This window comes from Streptomyces sp. NPDC017993, assembly GCF_044328065.1.
Lineage (GTDB): Bacteria > Actinomycetota > Actinomycetes > Streptomycetales > Streptomycetaceae > Streptomyces.
In genome coordinates, this window is the sequence record NZ_JBIRGO010000016.1 from 94778 (window position 1) to 115719 (window position 20942).

Consider the following 20942-nt stretch of genomic DNA (forward strand, 5'->3'; position numbering starts at 1 on the left):
ACGACCGGTGGTGAGCACGCCGGCACGGTCGAACGGTCAACGACCTGCCGGCGTGCGGCAGGTGTGCGAGGTGGCCCGGCGCGCACGGTGGCGGGAGGCGCGTGCACTGCGTACCGTTGAAGTACGGCATATGCAGCCGTCCACGCAAAGAAGAGGTGCAGAAGCGCGCAATCCGGAGGGAGACGGGTCACTCACCGGAGCAGGCAAGGTGAGGAATATGCGCACTGAGAAGCTTGGCTCCGCCGCGCGGCGCGCATTGTTCGCCGCGGACCCGGCCCGCGAATCAGCCGCCACAACTCCCCTCAGGGTACTTGTCCGACTGACGGGTGAGCCCGGCGAGCAAGAGCGACGAGGCATCGCCGACGCCGGCGCGCGGGTGCACACCATCGCAGGCGACGTGGTGACCGCGAGCCTCACGCCCGAGAGCCTCGGGCGTCTGACAGAACTTGACTGTGTCGACCATGTGGAGCTGTCCGAGCCACTCCACCGCGAGATGGGCACCGGGGCACCTGACAAATGATCACTCGGCCCCCACAAGGGAACGGTGGTCTGTCAGAGAGAAGCTTTCCCATGCTCGACTCACGACTGAAATTCCTGACGTCCCAGGCCGAGAACGGGCGGGCGGATCTCGCCCTCCTGGAATCCACCGGCCGCTTCGGCCTCACGGTTGAAGGTGTCCAAGCGCCGCGGGTACGCGTACTCGTACGGCTCGCGGAGGGGCACGGCGGTGACGGGCCCGAGGCACAAGAGACCCTCCGGGGCCTCGGGATGTCGGTGTTCACCCGGGCCGGGGATGTCCTCAGCGGCGAGGTCGGGGTCGATCGTCTCGCGGAGCTCGACGACTTGGCCGCCGTCGCCCACGTCGAGGCGTCCCGCCCGACCTTCCCCGAACTGGACGCGTCCCTGCCGGAGATCAACGCGGACGAGGTGCACGCGGGCCCACCCTCGTTCCGCGGCACCGGAGTGATCGTGGGAGTGATCGACAGCGGCATCGACTGGCGCCACGGCTGCTTCCGCGGACCGACGGGCAGTACCCGCATTCTGCGTATCTGGGATCAGAATCTGACGCCGAAGGCCGGGGAGGTCTCACCGGCCCCCTTCGACTACGGCGTCGAGTACCAGCGCCCCGCCATCGACGCCGCGCTCCTGGCACCGGACCCGCTGGACGTCGTCCGGCACATGGACAACTCCGTCGGACACGGCACGCATGTGGCGGGCATCGCCGCGGGCGACGGCTCGTCAGCCGGCAACGGACAACCCGAGTTCACCTTCATCGGTGTCGCACCCGAGGCGGAACTGGTCGTGGTGGCCAACCAGGTCACCACCGAAGCCATGGGCGACTCGGCAAGCACCCTCGATGCCGTGCGCTACGTCTTCGATGTCGCCGAGGCTCTCGGCCGGCCGGCTGTGATCAACATCAGCCAGGGGGACAACCTGGGGCCGCACGACGGGTCGAGCCTGCTCGAAGTCGGCATCGACAATCTGCTCCGCGACGCGGGGCACGCATTGGTCAAGTCCGCGGGCAACGCGGCGAACGCCGGTATCCACGCGACAGGGCAGGTGAGCGAAGGGACTCAGGACATCGTGCAGTTCTCGGTGCCCGCCGACGACACGACGCCGGACACGATAGACATCTGGTACTCCGGCGCGGATCGCCTCTCCCTGCGTATCACGCCTCCCGGCGGCACAGCGAGCACGGAAGTCACGCCGGGCACGACCCACGACATGGCCCTCCCGGGTGGGAACAGGGCCTTCGTCGACTCCGTCGTCGACCACCCCGGAAACGGCGACAACCGGATCTACGTGCAACTGAACCCTGCGGGCCGTACGGCGGTCCTGCCCGGCACCTGGGGTCTGACGCTCACCGGCCGCACGGTGACCGAGGGCGGCCGCTGGCACGCCTGGATGGAGCGAGGTCTCACCGTCCCCCAGTTCCTCGGCCCCCACCGGAACGACGAGATCACCATCTCCGTCCCCGGCACCAGCCGGAAGGTGGTCACCGCCGCGTCCTACATCACCAAGGGCGCCGGCCGGGGCAACCTGTCCACCTTCTCCAGCCGTGGGCCCACCCGCGACGGCCGCGCCGCGCCGACCCTCGCAGCTCCGGGCCAGGCCATCACCTCGGCGCTGGTGGGAGGTGCGGGAACCAACCAGTACCAGTCCATGTCGGGCACCAGCATGGCCGCGCCGCATCTGACCGGGGTGTGCGCTCTCGCACTCCAGGCGCGCCCTGCCCTCCACCAGACCGAACTCGCGCAACTGCTGGCCGATTCCGCCCGCTTGGACAATTTCACCGGCGCAATGGCCGACAACGACTGGGGGGCGGGCAAGGTCGACGGGGCTGCCATGGTGGACTCCGCCATCCCCTAGCCGTCATCCCGCAGCAAGTTTCTCCGCAACGAAATTCGTCGCAGCAGGCGAACCATTCAACGAATTCAGCTGATCGCCTAGCCACTCACGGGCCATATCAGTATGCTCCGACGTGAGTCAGCCCCCTGCCCGCCAGCAGCTTCGTGCGTTCCGAGGACCGTCACGGCTCAGTCGCCACACACCGCCTGCGCAACCGCCCGGGAAGGACCGCCTTGACCTGTTCCCCTGCCGACCGGCCGCTGCCGGAGACCGAGCGCACTCGCCACCGTCGGCTCCGCGAGCAGGGCAGCCTCGAACGCGCCGAACTCGATGCCATCCTGGCCGCGGGCTTCATCTGCCACCTCGGTGTGACGGTGGAGGGCACGCTGATGGTGGTGCCCACGGTCTACGGCTCGGACGGCGCGGCGCTCTACTTCCACGGCTCCGTCGCCAGTCGCAGCCTGGTGGCGTCCCCCGCGGCAGCTGTATGTGTCACCGTCACCCACGTCGACGGGCTGGTACTGGCCCGCTCGGTCTTCGAGCACGGCGTCAACTACCGCAGCGCCATGGTCTTCGGCACTCCGCGCCCCGTCACCGACCCCGACGAGAAGATCAAGGGCCTGCGCTGCCTCACCGAGCAGGCCGCACCGGGCCAGTGGGACTACGCGCGACGCCCCGGTCGCAAGGAACTGGCCGCCACCGCACTGCTCGCCCTCTCCCTCGACGAGGCGTCGGTGAAGATTCGCACCGGCCCGCCGGACGACGGTGAGGGCCCTGACGCCGAACTGGACGTGTGGGCCGGCACCCTCCCCCTCCAGACCTCCTGGGGCGCCCCCGAACCGGACCCGCGGCTCACCCCGGGCATCGCCGTCCCACCCCACATCGCGGATCGCACGCAGACCCGAGTGTCCACCGTAGCCGCAGGTCAGCGCACCCTTCCCCGTGGTTTCAGGGGTACCGGCGGCAGCTCGGGGGCGGGTAGCCGGGTGCCGTCGTAGCCGTGGACGTCGCCGAAGCGGGAGCTGGTCATCCAGTCGGCGCGGGCCTGCGCGATCTCCTCGCCGGTACGGCCGACGAAGTTCCACCACATCACGATCTCCTCCTCGAACGGCTCACCGCCCAGCAGCATCAGGCTGCCGGCGTCGTCGGACCGCAGGGGGAGGTCGGTGCGTCCGCAGCCGAGGTAGAGCAGGGCGCCGGGCGCCAGTCGCACCCCGTCGACCTCGGTCTCCCCGGAGATTGCCAGCGCCGCGTACTCGAAGTCCGGGTCGACCGGCAGGCGGGCGTCGGTGCCCGCGGCGAGGGTGAGGTCGGCGCCGACGAGCGGGGAGTAGGTGGTGCCGGGTGAGGTGGCGCCGGCCAGCTCACCGAGGATGACGGTGGCGGACAGACCGCCGCCACCGGTGATGACGGGCAGGTCGGCGTGGTGCTCGAAGGCCGGCGCGGCATTGCGGTGTTCGCCGGGCAGCGCCACCCACAGCTGGGCGCCGTGCAGCAGTGGCGCGTGGCCGTGCGGGGACTCCTCGGAGTGGGAGATGGCCCGCCCCGACGTCATCAGGCCCAGCTCGCGGGGCCGTACGGTCTGCAGGCTGCCCAGGCTGTCGCGGTGCAGCACCTCGCCCTCGTGCAGCCAACTGACGGTCTGCAGGCCCATGTGCGGGTGCGGTGGGACCTGCATCCCGGGCTCGCCGGCGATGTCGTCGGGACCGTAGTGGTCGACGAAGCACCAGGCGCCGACCATCCGCCGCCCGAGGTTGGGCAGCAGCCGGCGGACGACGGTGCTCTCACCGAGAGGCACCTGCTTGCCGGGCTGGACGTCGCGGACCGGTCCCGTACGGCCGTTCCCCCCGCACAGGTTGGGTGCCGGTCTGAGATCGAGGTTGCTCATACCGCCACGATATGCGCGTTCAGGCGTACAGCTCGCGCAGGCGTACGGACAGGCATGTCACGCAGCCCTCCATCTTCTCGAACTCCCCGATGTCCACGGGGACGGGCCGGTAGCCCAGGTCGGCGAAGAGCTCCGCGCTCTTGGGCGCGCTGGCGGCCATCAGCAGCCTGCCACCGCCGAGCAGCACCACATGCGCACCGGACTCCTCGGGGACCGGCAGGAAACGCGGGAACGCCGCCGGGTCGTCGACGAGCGGCGGGTAGCCGATGACGGTGCCGTCCGGCAGGGCCGTGACCGCGGACTTCAGGTGCAGCACCTTGCTCACCGGTACGGCGACGACACGGGCGCCCAACGGCTCGAAGGCGGCGCGCAGTTGCCGTACGCCGTCGGCGTTCGTGCGCCCACCGCGGCCGACGTAGACCGTGTCGCCGATCTTCAGGACGTCGCCGCCGTCGAGCGTGCCGGGCGCCCGGACCTCGTTGACCGAGCAGCCGAGTGCCTCGGCCGCGGCCCGTGCGGCGCGCGTCTCGGGCTTGCGGGAATCCGCACCGGGGCGGGCCATCAGCGCCACATTGCGGAAGACGACCATGGTGTCCTCGACGAAGACCGAGTCCGGGCAGTCGTCGGCCGCGTCCACCTCGGTGGTGTGCCAGCCGTGTTCGCGGAGCGCCTGGACGTAGCCCTCCCACTGGCGCAGGGCGAGGGCGGCGTCGACCGGCTGCCGGTCGATGTGCGTGACCAGGCCGTCGGCGAGACGCGGAGAGGGACGGCGGACGAGTGCCTGCTGACTGGGCATGCGATTCCTTCGGGCGGGTGGAGGGCGGCACGCCGGGGGACCGGCGTCCGGGGCATCTCAGGTGGCGTGCGGGGCGCCGCGCGGCGCGGTCAGGTGCCGGTTCCGTAGGCCGCACGCAGGGCGTCCTCGACGACGGCGAGGGCGGCGCGCCGGTCCAGGCCCAGCCGGTGGGCGCGCCGCGCATAGCTTTCGGCGGCCGCGGCGGCTTCCTTGTCCGCGGCCTCGCCGGCGGCCGCGATGAAGCTGCCGTTGCGGCCCCGGGTCTCGATCACGCCGTCGGACTCCAGGGCGCGGTACGCCTTGGCGACGGTGTTGGCTGCCAGACCGAGGTCTTCGGCGAGTCCGCGGACGGTCGGCAGCTTGTAGCCGACCGGCAGGGCACCGTCCCTGGCCCGGTCGGCGATCTGGGTGCGTACCTGTTCGTACGGCGCGTCCGCCGCGTCCGGGTCGATGATGATCGTCAGGGTCTGGGGGGACACGGTGGCGCTCCTGGTGCTGGTGGGGCCCGGGCGGGTGCGCGGGGTGCCCGCATCCGCCGGTGCGCGGTTTTGTCGCACCCATTGTGCGTCAGCAGCGCCGCCCACACCGGGATCGGGGCGAATTCGCGCCGGTGGCGCGGAGGCTACGAGCCGGCGCGCCCCCGGGTGGCCTCCGGTGGTCACCGTGCCCCGGCGGTTGCCGGGGCTCGCCAATGCCGGTGACGGGGCGTCCGGAATGAGGCAACCGTGCATCGCTGGGCGGAAATGGGGAGGCGCAGAGGGAGCGGGCGGCGTACCGTCCGCAGCCATGACGCCCACCGTGCGCGAATTCCGGCCCGCCGACGCCAAGGCCGTGGCAGACCTGCGGCGTGCCGCGCTGCCGTTCCTCCTCTCCACTCCGCAGGGCATTGCCTGGGATGTCGCCTGCGCGCCGGCGGCGCAGCGTCTGCGGTTGTTCGTCGCCGAGCTGGACGGCCGTATCGTCGGCGCCGTTCGCAGCGCCCTGCTGTACGACAGCAGCCTGCCGGGGCAGAGCGCCGCGACCCCGCAGGTGCACCCGGAGCACCGGGGTCGGGGCGTCGGATCGGCGCTGCTGACCGCGGCCGAGGCGCATCTGACCGAGGCCGGCGCCACCCATCTGCACGCCTGGGCCCTCGACGAGCCCGGTGCGCTCGCCTTCGCGGAGCGCCGCGGCTACCACCGCACCCGCCCGGCCCGCTCCCTCCGTCTCGATCTACGGTCCGCCGATCTGCCGCCCCTGCCCTCCCCCATGCCTCCCGGTGTCCGTTTGTGCACCGGCGCGGACTTCGGGGCCGACCCGCGCCCGCTGTTCGATGCGGACGCCGAGGCGACGGCGGACGAGCCGGGCGAGGTCGCGTGCGACGCCATGACCTACGAGGACTGGCTACTGCACACCTGGGAACACCCGGACATCGACTGGAACCTCAGCTCGGTGGTGACCGTGAACGGTGCGGTCGCGGCGTACACCCTGGCCGAGGTCGACGGTCTCGGCCGCTATTCCTCGGGCATGACCGGCACCCTCCGCGCCTTCCGAGGCAGGGGGCTGGCCCGGCTCGCGAAGACCGATTCGCTGCGCCGCGCCCGGGACGCCGGATGCACCGTGGCCTTCACCGGCAATGACGCCACCAACGCCCCGATGCTGGCCATCAACCGAGCCTTCGGCTACCGGCCGTTCGGCGCCGAGTGGCGATGTGTGCGTGAACTTTCGCGGGACCGGGACCGGGACGGGGGCCTGGACGGGGGCCGGGACCAGGACCTCCGGCCACCACCGCCCGGCCGGCTACGGCCCGTCCAGGGCGACCGCGCGGCCGGGGGCTGAGGGGTCGTAGGCGATGCTGTCGCCGGCGCGGTGCCAGTGGAGCAGGAATCGGTGGCCTGCCCGCAGGCCGTCCAGCCCCGCCCGGCAGTACGCGACCATGTCGTCCGGCAACGCGTCCAGCGAAAACCACGCCAGCTGCGAGCACTTTTCCGGCTCGCGGTTCTCCGGCTCTCCGCCCGCGCCGTAGGCCGCTTCGAAGAACCAGCCGATGCGGGGTTGCGCCGGTGCCGGAGCGCGGTGCTGCATGACCAGGCTCACGCGCAAGTCCGCCGGCGTCAGCCGCAGGCCCAGCTCCTCATGGGCCTCGCGGATCATGGCCTCCCGCACGTCCTCGCCGTCCTCGGCATGTCCCGACGGGGCATGCAGCAGGCCGTCCGCATAGCCGGTGCCGGAGCGGCGGGCGAGCAGCACCTCGTCGCCTCGGCGCAACACGAGGTGCACGTCCACGACTTCGGTGTGCCGGACGGGCCGTTCGGGTCGGACGGCCGCATCCGGCCGCGGAGGGGCCGCGTGGGGCGTGCGGCCCGGGTACGCGATCAGGGCATACCGCTCGTCCTGCACCTCCTTGCCCCAGAGGACGGGATCGCGGGAGAGATCTTCCAGACGGGTGGATGACGCCAACGGGGCGGTGAGGGCGGTGAGTTCCTCTGCCGTGAGGCCGATCGGATCGGCCTCGCCCCAGCGCCCCTCGACCAGCACCAGCCGCCCGCCGGGCACCAGCAGGCCGGCCCAGTGCCGCAGGGCGGCCTGCGGATCCGGGAGCGCCCACAGGACATGACGCACCAGGACGACGGGGAACTGCCGCTCCCCCACAGGCGGAGCGGCGGCGTCACCGACGAGGAAGTCGGCCTCACGCCCGGCGCGCTTGGCGCGGGCGCGCGCGACCATGGCGGCCGAGCGGTCGACGCCCGTCACGCGGTGGCCCTGCTCGGTGGCGAGCAGGGCCAGGCTGCCCGTGCCGCAGCCGAGATCGAGGATGTCGGACGGCTCGGAGGGCAGCCATGAGCGCAGCCGATCGGCCCAGGCGGCGCGGACGGCGGGATCACGCAGGCCGTGATCGGGCTCGTCGTCGAAGGTCTCGGCGGCGGACTCCCAATAGGCGGCCTCGGTGCCATGCAGCGGCGCTTCCCGCTGGTCGGCGGGCTGGTCTGTCGTCATGTACCGATGGTGCCGGAGCCCACTGACAACTGCCGGAGAGCAGCGGACGCGCGCCCGGGCCGGACCCGACCGGCCGGAATCCGGAGCGTCCCGGCCGAGGGTCCGTGAGGAGGCCCGGGAGTTCCGCGAGGAGGCCGGTCGCCCGACAGTCCGCGGCAGCCGGTGAGTTGCACGTGGTGGCAGACGGGCCTCACCCCGCCGGAAACCACCGCCCGTCACCCTTCACCCTTCACCCTTCACCGACCGCCGCTACCGGCTACCGGATCGCGCTCTGCGTGTCGGCGGACCGGGGACACGCAGACCGCAGCCCCCGGCTCACCCCTTCGCGTCACCCTCCGAGCCAGAGCCAGAGCCAGAGCCCGACTCCGAGTCCTCTCCCGTCCCCGACCCCGGCCCGGTCCGCCCCCGCAGCACCAGCCGCTTGAGCCAGGGCCATGCCAGCAAAACGAGGATCACGGTGTAGACGGTCGCCGCGAACGGCGTGTTGACCAGACCGGCGGCGCTGCCGTCACTGATCTGCAGCGCCCTGCGCAGCTGTTGTTCCGCGGCCGGGCCGAGGATGACCCCGATGACGGCGGGCAGCACCGGCAGCCCGTAGCGCCGCATGCCGAGCCCGATCAGGCCGATGACCAGCAAGATCACCAGGTCCAGGGCCTCGCCGCCGACCGCGTACGCGCCGACCGCCGCGAAGAACAGGATGCCCGCGTAGAGGTACGGACGCGGGATCCGCAGCAGCTTCGCCCAGACCGGTGCCAGCGGCAGGTTGAGGACGAGCAGCAGCACCATGCCGACGAACAGGGAGGCGATCAGGCCCCACACCAGGTCCGGTTCCCGCTCGAAGAGCAGCGGTCCCGGCTGGATGCCGTACTGCTGGAAGGCCGCCAGCATGACGGCGGCGACCGCCGTGGTGGGCAGGCCCAGCGTCAGCATGGACACCAGCGTGCCCGCCGCGGACGCGGAGGACGCCGACTCGGGACCGGCCACGCCCTCGATGGCGCCCCGGCCGAACTCGTCGCGGTGCTTGCTGAGCTTCTTCTCGGTGACGTACGACAGAAAGGTGGGGATCTCCGCGCCGCCGGCCGGGATGGCGCCGAACGGGAAACCGATCAGCGGGCCGCGCAGCCACGGCTTCCAGGTGCGGCGCAGCTCCGCGCGGCCCAGCCAGGGGCGGCCGACGGGTATCGACTCGCCGGAGGAGCGCCGCAGGTGGGCGGCCACCCACAGCGCCTCGCCGATGGCGAACAGCCCGACCGCGACGATCACCACGTCGATGCCGTCGGCCAGTTGCAGGGAGCCGAAGGTCAGCCGCTGCTGGCCGGTCATCTGGTCCAGGCCGACCAGGCCGAGGGTGAGGCCGATCAGCAGGGAGGCGAAGCCGCGGATGCGGGAGCTGCCGAGAACGGACGTCACCGCGATGAACGCCAGGACCATGATGGCGAAGTAGTCGGGGGCGCCGATGTCGACGGCGAGCGCGGCCACCGTGGGAGCGAGGACGACGAGCAGGATCGTGCCGATCATGCCGCCGGCGAAGTGGCCGATGGCGGCCGCCGCGAGTGCTTGTGCTCCTCGGCCGGCCCTGGCCATCGGGTTGCCCTCGATGGCGGCGACGACGGCGGCACTCTCGCCCGGTGTGTTGAGCAGGATCGAGGTGGTGGAGCCGCCGAACATACCGCCGTAGTAGATGCCGGCGAACATGATGAACGCGCCGGTGGGGTCGAGTCCGTAGGTGACGGGCAGCAGCAGCGCCACCGCCATGGCGGGTCCGATGCCCGGCAGCACGCCGATGGCGGTGCCGAGCAGGACGCCGATGGCGGCCCACAGCAGGTTGAGCGGGGTGAGCGCCGTACCGAAGCCGTCGAGGAGGGAGTTCAGGGAGTCCATCGGTTACAGCACCCCCATCAGCGGGCCGCCGGGCAGCGGGACACCCAGCAGGTTGTTGAAGATCAGGAAGGTGGCCAGGGCGAGCCCGGCCGCGATCAGCGGGTCGCGGGTGAGGTTGCGGCTGCCCAGCGCGTACGCGGAGCCCCAGAAGAGCAGGGCGCCGGAGATCGGGAAGCCGAGCGGGCCGATGAGGACGGCGTTGGCGAGGAAGACGCCGACGAGCAGTGCGACGGTGCGCCAGTCGCCCGGCTCGGTCAGATCGACGTCCTCACCGCCCTCGGCCTCACCGCGGCCGCCGCGCAGCACGTCCACCGCGAGCAGGAGGGCGACGAGCAGCAGCAGGCCGCCGACGACGAACGGGACGGTGGTCGGGCCCACCGGGCCGCGCTGGGCGAAGTCGGTGTCCATGGTGACGGCGTCGGTCAGAACGAGGATGCCGAGGACGAGGAGCAGGGCGCACACGCCGAGTTCGGAGCGGCCGCGCAGCCGTTCGCGCAGGGTGCGGTGGGTGGTCTCGGAGGTACTCACAGCCCCAGCTCCTTCAGCACCCTGTCGACCCGCCGGTCCTGGGCGTCCAGGAAGCGGCCGAAGGTCTCGCCGGTCGCGAAGGCGTCGATCCAGCCGTTGCGCTTGGCGGCGTCCTTCCACTGCGGGGAGTCGTGCAGTTTCGTGAACAGGTTGATCAGCTTGTCCCGTTCGGTGGCGGACAGGCCGGGCGGGGCGACGATGCCGCGCCAGTTGGTGAACTCCACGTCCACGCCCGATTCCTTGAGGGTCGGCGCGTCGAATCCGGGGACGCGTTTCGGGCCGGTGACGGCGAGCAGCCGCAGTTCGCCCGACTTGATCTGGTCGAGGTATTCGCCGAGGCCGGAGACGCCGAAAGCGACCTTGCCGCCGAGGACGGAGGCGAGCAGTTCACCGCCGCCGTCGAAGGGGACGTAGTTGACGGTCCTGGGGGTGATGCCGGCGGCCTTGGCCATCAGCATGGGCGCCAGGTGGTCCGGGCCGCCGGGCGAGGATCCGCCGCCGACCGGCATCTTGCCGGGCCGCTTCTTCCAGTCGGCGAGCAGCTGGCCGAAGGTCTTGTACTTGGAGTCCTTCGCGACGACGACGATGTCCGGCTCCTCGGTCAGCCGGGCGATGGGGGTGGTGTCGGCGAGGGTGGAGGGCGCGTGATTGGTGTGCACCGCGCCGACCACCCCGAGCCCCATGGACATCACGAGTTTGCCGTTGCCGTGCTCGTTGACCAGCCGGCTCAGTCCGACCGTGCCCCCGGCGCCGGGCAGGTTGTACACCTCGACGTTGTGGTTCAGCTCGGCGTCTTCGGTGCTCTTGGCGGCCGTACGGGCGGTGATGTCGTAACCGCCGCCCGGGGTGTTGGGGACCATGATCTTCAGGCCGGGGATCTGCGTGCCGGTCTCGGCGCCGCTGCCGGAGGTGAGCAGCGGGGGCCCGAGGAGGACCAGCAGCGCTGCCGCGAGCAGAGCGAGGGGTGTGCGCGGACGCACAGGTGACACCACCCTTCTGTGGTTGGCCGGCGGGGGGTGGACGGTGTGATGCGGGCCACATGTTGCCCGGGGGTTAACCTCGCGTCTCGCTTCCGGTATTAAGGGTCCTTATGAAAGTTGTGGTCATGGAGGAAGGCGTCCGATGACCGAGGTGCTGGTCGTCGACGACGACTTCATGGTCGCGAAGATGCACAGCCATTACGTCGCCGCCACCGAGGGCTTCTCCGTGGCGGGCGTGGCGCACAGCGGCGCCGAGGCGCTGCGCGCGGCCGACCGGCTGCGGCCCGACCTCGTACTGCTGGACGTGTACTTGCCGGACATGGACGGGGTGAGTGTGCTGCGCGAGCTGCGTGCCCGGGAGGAAGCGGCCCGCGGGGGGCCCGGCCGCGAGGCGCGGCAGCCCGTCGACGCCCTGTTCATCACCGCCGCCCGCGATGCGCACATCATCCGTGACGCCCTGCGGGCCGGGGCCCTGCACTATCTGATCAAGCCGTTCCACCGCACCTCTCTTCAGGAGCAGTTGCGGCATGTGGCGGCGGTCCGCTCCCGGCTGGAGCGGCTGGAGGAAGCCAGCCAGGAGGACGTCGACCAGATCTTCGGCACCCGCCCGCCCGGCTCGCGCGGGCTGCCCAAGGGCCTTGCGGCGCACACCGCGGAACTGGTCGAGCGCACCCTGCGCGGGCACACCGAGGGACTGTCCGCGTCCGAGTGCGCGGCGGTCGGCGAGCTGTCGCGGGTGAGCGCGCGACGCTACCTGGAGTACTTCACCGAAACAGGCCGCGCGGAGGTCTCGCTCCGCTACGGCGGCACGGGCCGCCCGGAACGGCGCTACCGCTGGATCGCCTGAGCGGTCGCCCGGCGCCGACGCGCGGACGGCGTCATGCGACCTCCGGCCGGCCGGGCGCTACCGGGAGCGGCTCGTGGTGATGCCAGACCAGATAGCGGTCGGCGGTTCTCAGCTCCGCGGAGCCCCATTCCAGACGCATCACGCCGCGGTCCATGGAACAGGCGTAGGCGACGAGCACCAGGCCGACGCCCGGCGGCAGTTGCCCGAGGTCGGGGTGCACCTCCTGCTCCTCGACCTCGTCGAGCCCGAGGTCCAGCTCCATCTGCAGGGGTTCCGGCCCGTGCCGGCGGATGAGGTCCGCACGGAGGCCGGTGGCACGCCTGAGCCGGGCCGCGGTCACCGGCACGTCGGTCTTGGCGTAGCGGATCGGATGGACGACGTGGTCGGCGACGATCATCACGGTCCGGGTCTGGAGGCGGACCGCCGTGGCCCCCGCGAGGTGCTCCAGCCCGGCTGCCAGCTCCTCGTACTGCACCGCGTGCAAGCCGTGCCCGTATGCCTCCAGCGTCTGGGTGTGCACGCCGTGATGGCCGTCTCTGGCGCGTTCGTGAGCGCGTGCGAGGCAGGTCGGAACGGCTTCCGCGAGCGGACCGGCCAAGCCGCCGAACGTCTCGCGCGCCCATCGCGATGACAAGGTCACATGCCCTCCCACCTTCCCCGTCCGGCAGCGCCTCCGGAGCAGTCCTCCCCGACCGTGCAACCCGGAAGGTCATCCCGCAAGAGCGCACAGGGGGGGAGCACGGGAAGCGCCAGGTGAGCACGGTGCGTCAGGGGCGGTCCGGCCGGAGCGGCCCGGCGCGACCGGGAGGACGGCACACGCCCGCAACTCCCGCCCCGGATGCCCCTTTTCACCTCGCGTGCCTGTGCCCCCGCTTAGCCCTTCCTTAACCGCACCATAAGGATCCCCGGGATCGGCCTTCGGCCCTCAAATCGGCTGTTCAGCGGGGCTAACGTGCTGTTCGCAAGGCGGAGTTGTGTGCCGTCGGCGCCGTTCACCGGGGGGCGGCACCGGCCGTGCCTGCCGACCCCCCACCGCCCCCTTTTGTCCTCACCCCGCTCGATGTACCTGATGAAGGAGACCCCCACGATGACCGCTCGTCGCAAGGCCACCGGGATCGCACTGGTGGGCATCGCCCCGCTCGCCCTCACCGCTCTCGCCGCGGGCCCTGCCGCCGCGCACGGCTCGATGACGGACCCGGTCAGCCGGGTGTCGGCCTGTTACGCGGAGGGCCCCGAGAGCCCGCGGTCCGCGGCGTGCAAGGCCGCGGTGGCGGCGAGCGGCGTGCAGGCCTTCTACGACTGGAACGCGGTCAACATCGCCAACGCCGCGGGCAAGTCGAAGGAGATCATCCCCGACGGGAAGCTGTGCAGCGCGGGGAACGACAAGTACAAGGGCCTGGACCTGCCGCGCGCCGACTGGCCGTCGAGCGCGATGCAGGCCGGCGGCCACACCTTCCGCTACAAGGGCACCGCCCCCCACAAGGGCTCCTTCGAGCTGTACATCACGAAGGACAGCTACGACCCGACGAAGCCGCTGAAGTGGTCGGACCTGGAGTCGAAGCCGTTCGTGGACGTGACGGACCCGAAGATGGAGAACGGCGACTACGTCTTCGACGGCAAGGTGCCGGCGAAGACCGGACGCCACCTGATCTACAGCATCTGGCAGCGCTCGGACAGCCCCGAGGCGTTCTACACCTGCTCCGACGTGACGTTCGGCAAGGGCGGCGGCAGCACCGCGGGCGGCTCCTCGCAGACCGCGGAACCGGCGCCGTCCGCGTCCGCGCCGACCGACACCCAGATCGCCGCGGGCGCCGGCAGGTCCTCCGTCGAGCACCACGGCCACGGCGACGCGGACGCCCACACCCAGGCCGGGCCGTCCGCCCCGTCGGCCGGGGCGGACGACCCGGCCCTGGGCGGCGGTGAGGGTGCCAACGCCCCGCAGCCCAACGGCAACAGCAAGCCGGTGGACAGCCTGCGGCTGGCCGAGACCGGTGGCGACAGCTCCACCGCTCCGCTCGCGGTCGGCGGCGCCGCCGTACTGGCCGTCGGCGCCGCGTTCCTGTTCGCCACCAGCCGTCGCAAGGCCGCCCGGCAGCGCGGCTGAGCCATGGCGGCCGGCCGGTGACGGGCCGGCCGCCCCGCCCGGAAACGAAGGCGGCCCCGGCCCCGGATTGCGGGCCGGGGCCGCCCCTCGTCAGCCGGACGCGCAGGTCGTCGGGGTGGCGTGGGCCGGGTCGAGGGCGTTGGCTGTTTCGTGGAAGGCGATCCGGTCGAAGAGCCCGATGGCCACGTGCTCGGAGCGGTCGGCGGAACAGAAGTCCTGCAGCAGGACGTTGCGCACGTCGGGGCCGTCGAGGAACTGCGTCCCATAGGGCGTGACGACCTCGTCGTACCGGGTGGCGATGACGGTGTAGTGCACACCAGGGACGGTGTCGCCGCCTTCGTTGAGCCGGTTGAGGGTGTCCGATCCGGCGATCTGGTCGGACAGTCCGGGGGTGAAGGCGTCGACGTAGTCCTTCACACCGGGGAACTGATCCAGCAGATCGGTCAGCCCGTTCACATCGGTGCCGTGGTTGCTGGGGGCCAGCCCGACCAGCGCGTTCACCTTGTCCGCGCCACCGTTTTTGAGGTACACCCGCGGCATCATGCCGCCCTGGGAATGCCCGACCAGATCGGCCTTGCGCGCCCCGGTGGCGCCCAGCACCCGGTCGACGTACGTGGCGAGCTGCTGCGCGGACGCCTCCACCGCGCCCAACCCGTGGAAGAACGGGACGCCGGGGAGTTGGCCGTAGTCCAAGGAGAAGACGCAGTAGCCGCGCGCCACCAAATAGGGCGCGAGACCGAGCCAGTTGTCGACGGAGTTGCCGAAGGTGCCGTGCACCAGGACCACCGGCCGGGGGTGCGCGGCGGAGGGCTTGCAGGAGTAGTTGTTCCAGCCGCTGCTGACGGTGGCATCGGCTGCGGCCGGGGCGGCCGTGGTCAGACCGAGGGCCAGGGCGAGGGTGGGAAGTACGGTGAGTGTGCGCGTCCAACGCAGCTTCATACGGTGCTCCTTGCGGGGTGAGGGGTCTCCGAAGTGCCCGGTGAGCCGTTCACCTGCGATCCGGATCGCAAGGGCCAAGCTTGTTGACTGAAAGTTAAAGTTACGGCCGGGTAAGCAGTGAGGGCCAGCCGCGTGACGGTGAAGGAAGCAGCACACAACTCTCACCGGACGTCCGGGGTCTGCGGTGCGTCACCCGCCGTCCCACGTCGCGTACGTCGCGATCGGCCGCTTTGTCGGAGGGCTCCCGTAAAGTCGGTCGCACGGTCGCCACACACGTGGCGGACCGGGGAGTGACCGAGGGGAGACTGCGGTGACGAGGGCAGATCTGGCCGGGCTCAGCGAGATTTCGTCGGAGGCGGAGCTGCGCGAGCTCATCGGCGAACCGACCGCGCACGCCGCGAACAAGACCCGGGACCGGCTGCACGCCCTGGACCGCCAGTGGCTGGCCCGCTCCCCGTTCTGCCTGATCGCCACCTCGGATGACCGGGGCCGGTGCGATGTCTCGCCCAAGGGCGACCCCGCGGGCTTCACCCATGTCCTGGACGACACCACCCTCGTGATCCCGGACCGCCCCGGCAACAGGCGCCTGGACGGCTTCGCCAACGTCCTCACCAATCCGCATGTCGGGCTGAACTACGTCATCCCCGGGCGCGGTGACACCCTCCGCGTCAACGGCCGCGCGCGGCTGCTGCGGGACGCCCCGTTCTTCGACGACCTCGTGGTCAAGGGCAACCGGCCGCGACTCGCCCTGCTGGTGGAGATCGAGGAGGTCTTCTACCACTGCGCCAAGGCGTTCCTGCGCTCGCGGCTGTGGGAGCCGGAGAGCTGGGAGCCGGACGCGCTGCCGTCGCGGGCGCGGATCGTCAAGGGCGTCGAGGCCCAGGACCTCCCGCTGGATGCGCTGGAGGAGCACTACGGCCCGCGGTACGCCGAGCGGCTCTACGGCTGAGCGGCCCGAGGTCCGGGCCTGCCGGCCGGCCACGGCGGCCGGCCCCCGGAGCCGAGTTTCGCCGCCGGCCGCACCGCCGCGGTTCCGAAGCGGGCCCTGGCCCGGTCGACGGCGGCCTCGATGCGGTGCGCCTTGTCCTCCGCCGGGTCGAACATCAGCTGGCGCGTGGCGAGTTCGGCGCGGCACAGGTCCTCCGCCCGCAGCGCGACGGACCGCACCCGCGCCCGCTGCAGGCCGAGTGCGGCGTGCAGCGCGTAGGCCGCTTCGGTCAGCGCGGGCCCGTGCGCGGTCGGTTCGGCCAGCCGCCGGGTGCGGGTCGTCGTGGAGCGGTCGGCGTAGCGGACGGTGAGGGTGAGCGCGCGGGCCGCCTGCCCGGTCGCCCGCATCCGTGCCCCTAGGTCGTCGGCGAGGGAGAGCAGCGCCCGGCGGCGTCCTGCCGGGTCCAGCTCGTCGTGCACGAAGTGGTGTTCCGCGCCCATAGAGCGGGCGGCCGCGTTGGGCGAGACCGGTGTCGGATCGATGCCGCGCGCCCGCTCGTGGACGGCGCGGCCGGCTTTCGCCCCGAGGATCCGCTGCAGGGTGGCGGGCGGTGCGGCGGCGATCCGGCCGATGCTGTCGAGGCCGTACGCGCACAGGGTACGGGCGGTCGCGGGCCCCACCCCGGACAGCGCGGAGGCCGGCCGGCCGGCGAGGAACGCGGCGACGGATTCACTGTCGCCGGGGACGGCCCGAATCTCTCCGGGCCCGGCCTCCTGGGCCGCCATCCTCGCGAGCAGCGGATTGGCGCCGATCCCGATCGTGCACCGCACACCGTGCCACGCCAGGGCGCGCAGCCGCACCAGTTCGGCGATGCCCGCCGCGTCCCGGTCGAAGTAGCGCTGTGCCCCGCGGACGTCGGCCAGCGCCGCGTCCGGCGGCAGCGCCTCGACCACCGGTGTGAACCGCGCCAACAGCCCCAGGAGTTCCTCGTACACCTCGGCGCCCACGGCGGTATCCCCGGCGCCCCGAAAGCGCACATGGAGCATGCCGGGAGGCCGCAGCACACCGGTGGCCGCCGGTGGCACGGCGGGCTTGCCCTCGCCCGGTGGCGGCGTGGCGGGCAGGTGGGGCGCGGCGCTCATCCCGCGCTCCCCGGGCTGGCGTGCCAGAGCTTGCGGGCGGTCGCGGCGCGGGCGCCGGAGGGCTGGAGGCCGGCCCCCGGGGGCAGTTCATGCCCGGTCTCCAGCTGGATGGTGCGCCCCGGTGCGGCGGCCGCCGCGTCCGCCGGGTGCGCGCCGGCCGCGCCCCCGGGGCCCGCATCCGGGTGGTCCGCCGCGCCGGGGCCGGCCGGCCCCGCAGTCGGCCGGGGCCCCTCGGCGAGACGCGCGGTGACCGCCTCCAGGCCGCCCTGGCGGCGCAGTTCAGCCAGCTCGGCGAGATTCCAGACAGCGCCGCCGAACACGCTGAAGCTGCCCGATTCGTGCTGCTGGACGGTGCCGCGTACCAACAGCAGCCAGGAGTGCAGGACGGTCTGCGCGCAGGCGCCCCGGCCGTGGGGATCGGCCGGGCCGCCGGGGCCGGGGGCGATGTCGAGGAAGGCGCAGTGGATCAGACCGGTGCCGTCGTCGAGTGTGGTGCGGACGCCCCCGCGGCCCGAGCCGTCCGGCGCTGTCCGGGTGGCCGTCTTGGCCCCGGCGACCAGCACCGTCTCGCCGTCCCTGACCTCGCGCAGCAGTGCGGCCGACAGCGCGCCCAGCTCCGTGAGGAACTCCTGATGGTCGGCCATCAGATGCCGGGAGGCGCCCGTGCCGAGGATCCCCAGGTCGGCGCTGAGCCGTTCGACGTCGCTGAGATCGGCGGGAGCAAGGAGCGACGGGCGTCCCGTCCGCCCGGACCCGCCGGGCCCGCGCCGGTCCAGCTCGGCGATGTGCAGCAGCAGATCGCGCCGGTTCGCGCCGAAGGCGTCCAACGCGCCCACCCGGGCCAGGCGTTCGGCGACCGGGTGGCCCGGTCGGGCCCGCTGCCAGAGGTCCTGGAGCGAGAGGTAGGGCCGGCCCGCCTCGATCCGCCGGGCTTCGGCCGCACCTATGCCATGCACCTCGAAGAGCGCGAGCCGGAGCCCCCAGACCGCACCCCCCTGCGCCGAACCGGACACCAGTTCGATCCGGTGAGTCACGGAGGAGCGGTTCACGTCCACCGCCAGCACCGGCACACCGCGCCGCCGCGCATCCGCGAGCAGCAGCCGCTTCGGATACCGCCCGGGGTCGTGGGTGAGCAGCCCGGCGTAGAAGGCCGCGGGGTGGTGCGCCTTGAGCCAGGCGGACTGGTGGACGGGGAGCGCGAAGGCGACCGCGTGCGCCTTGGAGACGTCGTACGCGCCGAAGTCCTCGACACTCCCCCAGGCCTGCGCGATCACCTCGGGTGCGTATCCGCGCCGCTCGGCACGCGCCGCGAACCAAGAGCGCACGCGACCCCGCGCTTCCGGGTGCGCCAAGGCCCGCCGCTTCCCTTCGGCCTCTTCCCGCGTGCAGCCGGTCATGATCCGCAGCGTCTCGATGAGCTGCTCCTGGAAGACCATGACGCCGTAGGTCCCGCGCAGCGGCTCCTCCAGGTCGGGGTGCGCGGGGCGGGCCGCCCGCCGGCCGTGCCGGGCCTCGACGACGGGCCGCGCCACGTCGTCGGCGGCCGGCCCGGGACGGTACAGCGAGACGGCGAGCACCAGCTCGGGAAAGGCGGCCGGTTGCAGCTGCCCGATCAGCTCGCGCCCGCCCGGCGATTCGATCCGGGGGCAGCCGAGGGTGTCGGTGGAACGGATCAGGTCGTAGGTGGCGGGGTCGTCCGGCGGCACCTGCACCGGGTCGTCCAGGTCGGGGCGGCGCCCGGTGGCCCGGCCGATCTCGGCGACCGCGTGCGCCATCGCGGACTGCGCCCGCACTCCCCGCACATCGAGCGTGAGCAGCCCCAGGTCCGCGGCGTCCGCCCGGTCGAACAGGGACCACGCCAAGGGGACGGCTCCCGCTCCGTCCCGCCCCGGGGCGGGTGCGGCGCCGGCCGGCAGGACGGGCGTACGGTCCAGCAGCGAGGCGCCGGAGATCAGCACCCCGCTCGGGTGCACGGCGCGGCCGCGCGGCAGCCCGTCCAGAGCCTCGACCAGCTCCCACAACCGCTCGCCGCCCGCTTCGCGCACCCCGCGCAGCTCCGGAAGTCCGGCCGCTGCCGTCCGGGCGTCGCGGGGCGAGACGCGCGGGAAGGCCGAAGCCAGCCGGTCCACCAGCTCCGGCGGCGCACCCAGGGCGGCGCCCACGTCCCGCACGGCATGCCGCACCCGGTAGGTCTCGGGCATCGAGACCGCCGCGACCCGCTCCGTGCCGAAGCGGTCGATGAGCGCCCTGAGGGCCGCCGGCCGACGGGCGGACTCGATGTCGATGTCGATGCCGGGCGGTCCCGTCCGGCGTTCGGACAGGAAGGGCTCCGCCGGCAGCCCGTGTGCGACGGGGTCGGCGTGTGCGATGCCCAGCAGGTGGTTGACCAGGGATCCGGCGCCGTCCCCGCGAGCCGCGTACCGGATGTCCAACTGCCTTATGGAGCCAATGGCGTGAGTGGCCATCAGGAAGTAGGAGGAGAGGTCGAGCCGTTCGATCACGCGGAGTTCCTCGTCCAGCCGGGACCAGCGCTCGCGGTCCCGGTCGTAGCCGCGCAACACCATCCCGGCGGCGCAGCGCGAGCGCAGCACCCGGGCGGCCGTGCGGTGGCGGGCACCGGTCGGCCGGGGTTCGCAGACGTGGACGCGCCCGAGCCCGAGGTCGCCCTCCGGGTCGACCCGGCACTCCCCCGCGGCCTCCTCCGTCATGGCGAGCAGACGGTGGGCGAGGTCGCGCCGGAAACCGGCCGCCTCGGCGATCCGCTCGGCGGCCCGGCTCATGGCGGCGGCGTCCTTGAGCCACCGCTCGCCGCTGTCCCTGCCCTCCGGGCGGTGGTCCACGGGCACCGAACGGCGGACCGCGTCCAGGACATCGGCGACGGGCGCCTGTCCGGGGTCGGCGTAGCGGACCGCGTTGGTCAGGACGGCGCGCAGGCCCTGGGCGACGGCGAAGCCGAGGGTGCGGGCGGCCAGCCGTCGAGATCCGGGGCCGCCGCCGGTTCGTCCGTGGTCGACGACCTCCAGGCGGAGCGTTTCGCCGTACCGCTCACGCCAGGGGGCGACGAGCCGGGCGGCTCGGTCCGGACGCCCCGCGGCCAGAGCCCTGCCGACCTCGGAGTCCGGCCCGAGCAGGACACTCAGGCCGGCCGGGGCGGACTCCAGGGCGCCCCACGGGAGGACCGGCCGCTCGGGCCGCTCGGCGTGGGCGGCCGACACCAGGCGGCACAGTGCCGCCCAGCCGGCCGCTCCGTCGCGCGCGAGAAAGACGGCGCGGGATACGGCGCCGGCCGCCGGAGAGCGCCGGGGGACGCTGCCCGAGTGGGTCAACTTGCCTTCCACCACGGCCAGTTCGGCGCCGAAGAGCGGGCGGACACCGGCTTCGGCGGCCGCCTTGGCGAACCGCAGGGCTCCGGTGAGGCCGTCCCGATCGGTCAGCGCGAGGGCGTCCATGCTCCGTTCGGCAGCCCGCTCGACGAGGCGCTCCGGGCGGGAGGCGCCGTAGCGCACGGAGAACGCCGAAGCGGTGTGCAGATGCGTGAACCCTGGCATCCGCACCTCCTGCACCTCATCCGCCCCCCGGCTATC

General features: G+C 72.6%; 18 protein-coding genes. 7 read left to right on the forward strand and 11 right to left on the reverse strand.

Going from position 1 to position 20942, the window contains the following annotated elements:
* Positions 1-217 precede the first annotated feature (217 nt).
* The 3 genes from ACH4FH_RS27290 to ACH4FH_RS27300 all read left to right on the forward strand — a co-directional run bounded on the left by ACH4FH_RS27290 (position 218) and on the right by ACH4FH_RS27300 (position 3347).
* On the forward strand, positions 218-520 hold the full coding sequence (locus ACH4FH_RS27290) for a hypothetical protein (RefSeq protein WP_398558557.1): 303 nt from the start codon (positions 218-220) through the stop codon (positions 518-520).
* A gap of 50 nt (positions 521-570) precedes the next feature.
* Positions 571-2370: a S8 family peptidase gene (locus ACH4FH_RS27295; protein ID WP_398558558.1), complete on the forward strand. Its 1800-nt coding sequence runs from the start codon at positions 571-573 to the stop codon at positions 2368-2370.
* A 212-nt stretch (positions 2371-2582) separates the two neighbouring features.
* Positions 2583-3347: a pyridoxamine 5'-phosphate oxidase family protein gene (locus ACH4FH_RS27300; RefSeq protein WP_398558559.1), complete on the forward strand. Its 765-nt coding sequence runs from the start codon at positions 2583-2585 to the stop codon at positions 3345-3347.
* Here the strand turns inward: ACH4FH_RS27300 and ACH4FH_RS27305 are convergent.
* The 3 genes from ACH4FH_RS27305 to ACH4FH_RS27315 form a co-directional block, all read right to left on the reverse strand.
* A complete protein-coding gene (locus ACH4FH_RS27305) occupies positions 3275-4237 on the reverse strand; it encodes a pirin family protein (protein ID WP_398558560.1) in 963 nt (320 codons plus the stop codon). The genes ACH4FH_RS27300 and ACH4FH_RS27305 overlap by 73 nt on opposite strands.
* Before the next feature lie 19 nt (positions 4238-4256).
* Complete coding sequence (gene ddaH, locus ACH4FH_RS27310; RefSeq protein ID WP_398558561.1) at positions 4257-5033, reverse strand: dimethylargininase; 777 nt, start codon at positions 5031-5033, stop codon at positions 4257-4259.
* Positions 5034-5122: 89 nt separating this feature from the next.
* Positions 5123-5512 (reverse strand): GntR family transcriptional regulator, encoded by a 390-nt coding sequence (locus ACH4FH_RS27315; RefSeq protein WP_398558562.1) that lies wholly within the window; start codon positions 5510-5512, stop codon positions 5123-5125.
* Between the two features lie 307 nt (positions 5513-5819).
* On the opposite strand from ACH4FH_RS27315, the gene ACH4FH_RS27320 reads away from it, so the two are divergent.
* Positions 5820-6851 carry a GNAT family N-acetyltransferase gene (locus ACH4FH_RS27320; RefSeq protein ID WP_398558563.1) on the forward strand — a complete coding sequence of 344 codons (1032 nt, stop codon included), beginning with the start codon at positions 5820-5822 and terminating at the stop codon, positions 6849-6851.
* Here ACH4FH_RS27320 and ACH4FH_RS27325 read toward each other — a convergent pair.
* The 4 genes from ACH4FH_RS27325 to ACH4FH_RS27340 all read right to left on the reverse strand — a co-directional run bounded on the left by ACH4FH_RS27325 (position 6813) and on the right by ACH4FH_RS27340 (position 11398).
* Positions 6813-8009, reverse strand: coding sequence for a methyltransferase domain-containing protein (locus ACH4FH_RS27325; RefSeq protein ID WP_398558564.1), 1197 nt, complete (start codon positions 8007-8009; stop codon positions 6813-6815). The genes ACH4FH_RS27320 and ACH4FH_RS27325 overlap by 39 nt on opposite strands.
* A 315-nt stretch (positions 8010-8324) precedes the next feature.
* Positions 8325-9890: a tripartite tricarboxylate transporter permease gene (locus ACH4FH_RS27330; RefSeq protein ID WP_398558565.1), complete on the reverse strand. Its 1566-nt coding sequence runs from the start codon at positions 9888-9890 to the stop codon at positions 8325-8327.
* Between the two features lie 3 nt (positions 9891-9893).
* Positions 9894-10418 carry a tripartite tricarboxylate transporter TctB family protein gene (locus tag ACH4FH_RS27335; RefSeq protein WP_398558566.1) on the reverse strand — a complete coding sequence of 175 codons (525 nt, stop codon included), beginning with the start codon at positions 10416-10418 and terminating at the stop codon, positions 9894-9896.
* Positions 10415-11398 carry a Bug family tripartite tricarboxylate transporter substrate binding protein gene (locus tag ACH4FH_RS27340; RefSeq protein WP_398558567.1) on the reverse strand — a complete coding sequence of 328 codons (984 nt, stop codon included), beginning with the start codon at positions 11396-11398 and terminating at the stop codon, positions 10415-10417. Before ACH4FH_RS27340 ends, ACH4FH_RS27335 begins: the two co-directional genes overlap by 4 nt.
* 142 nt (positions 11399-11540) lie before the next feature.
* Between ACH4FH_RS27340 and ACH4FH_RS27345 the strand changes: the two genes are divergently transcribed.
* Positions 11541-12245: a response regulator gene (locus ACH4FH_RS27345; protein ID WP_398558568.1), complete on the forward strand. Its 705-nt coding sequence runs from the start codon at positions 11541-11543 to the stop codon at positions 12243-12245.
* A 31-nt stretch (positions 12246-12276) separates the two neighbouring features.
* Here ACH4FH_RS27345 and ACH4FH_RS27350 read toward each other — a convergent pair whose 3' ends face one another.
* On the reverse strand, positions 12277-12765 hold the full coding sequence (locus tag ACH4FH_RS27350; protein ID WP_398558569.1) for a hypothetical protein: 489 nt from the start codon (positions 12763-12765) through the stop codon (positions 12277-12279).
* 567 nt (positions 12766-13332) lie between these two features.
* Between ACH4FH_RS27350 and ACH4FH_RS27355 the strand changes: the two genes are divergently transcribed.
* Positions 13333-14349, forward strand: a complete 1017-nt coding sequence (locus ACH4FH_RS27355) for a lytic polysaccharide monooxygenase (protein WP_398558570.1) — start codon at positions 13333-13335, stop codon at positions 14347-14349.
* Positions 14350-14439: 90 nt separating this feature from the next.
* Here ACH4FH_RS27355 and ACH4FH_RS27360 read toward each other — a convergent pair whose 3' ends face one another.
* Positions 14440-15288 (reverse strand): esterase/lipase family protein, encoded by an 849-nt coding sequence (locus ACH4FH_RS27360; protein WP_398558571.1) that lies wholly within the window; start codon positions 15286-15288, stop codon positions 14440-14442.
* A gap of 310 nt (positions 15289-15598) precedes the next feature.
* Here ACH4FH_RS27360 and ACH4FH_RS27365 point away from each other — a divergent pair, with 310 nt between their 5' ends.
* A complete protein-coding gene (locus ACH4FH_RS27365; RefSeq protein ID WP_398558572.1) occupies positions 15599-16237 on the forward strand; it encodes a pyridoxamine 5'-phosphate oxidase family protein in 639 nt (212 codons plus the stop codon).
* Here the strand turns inward: ACH4FH_RS27365 and ACH4FH_RS27370 are convergent.
* Entirely contained in the window at positions 16228-17358 is a 1131-nt protein-coding gene (locus ACH4FH_RS27370) for a DNA polymerase thumb domain-containing protein (RefSeq protein WP_398558573.1), read from the reverse strand. The genes ACH4FH_RS27365 and ACH4FH_RS27370 overlap by 10 nt on opposite strands.
* Positions 17355-20906 carry a PHP domain-containing protein gene (locus tag ACH4FH_RS27375; RefSeq protein ID WP_398558574.1) on the reverse strand — a complete coding sequence of 1184 codons (3552 nt, stop codon included), beginning with the start codon at positions 20904-20906 and terminating at the stop codon, positions 17355-17357. Before ACH4FH_RS27375 ends, ACH4FH_RS27370 begins: the two co-directional genes overlap by 4 nt.
* Positions 20907-20942 lie beyond the last annotated feature (36 nt).

Bases quoted from the DNA above. Each gene is read 5' to 3' on its own strand.
- ACH4FH_RS27355 (WP_398558570.1), top strand. From the start codon at position 13,333: ATGACCGCTCGTCGCAAGGCCACCGGGATCGCACTGGTGGGCATCGCC.
- ACH4FH_RS27320 (WP_398558563.1), top strand. From the start codon at position 5,820: ATGACGCCCACCGTGCGCGAATTCCGGCCCGCCGACGCCAAGGCCGTG.
- ACH4FH_RS27375 (WP_398558574.1), bottom strand. From the start codon at position 20,906: ATGCCAGGGTTCACGCATCTGCACACCGCTTCGGCGTTCTCCGTGCGC.
- ACH4FH_RS27370 (WP_398558573.1), bottom strand. From the start codon at position 17,358: ATGAGCGCCGCGCCCCACCTGCCCGCCACGCCGCCACCGGGCGAGGGC.
- ACH4FH_RS27345 (WP_398558568.1), top strand. From the start codon at position 11,541: ATGACCGAGGTGCTGGTCGTCGACGACGACTTCATGGTCGCGAAGATG.
- ACH4FH_RS27290 (WP_398558557.1), top strand. From the start codon at position 218: ATGCGCACTGAGAAGCTTGGCTCCGCCGCGCGGCGCGCATTGTTCGCC.
- ACH4FH_RS27325 (WP_398558564.1), bottom strand. From the start codon at position 8,009: ATGACGACAGACCAGCCCGCCGACCAGCGGGAAGCGCCGCTGCATGGC.
- ddaH (WP_398558561.1), bottom strand. From the start codon at position 5,033: ATGCCCAGTCAGCAGGCACTCGTCCGCCGTCCCTCTCCGCGTCTCGCC.
- ACH4FH_RS27360 (WP_398558571.1), bottom strand. From the start codon at position 15,288: ATGAAGCTGCGTTGGACGCGCACACTCACCGTACTTCCCACCCTCGCC.
- ACH4FH_RS27330 (WP_398558565.1), bottom strand. From the start codon at position 9,890: ATGGACTCCCTGAACTCCCTCCTCGACGGCTTCGGTACGGCGCTCACC.
- ACH4FH_RS27305 (WP_398558560.1), bottom strand. From the start codon at position 4,237: ATGAGCAACCTCGATCTCAGACCGGCACCCAACCTGTGCGGGGGGAAC.
- ACH4FH_RS27295 (WP_398558558.1), top strand. From the start codon at position 571: ATGCTCGACTCACGACTGAAATTCCTGACGTCCCAGGCCGAGAACGGG.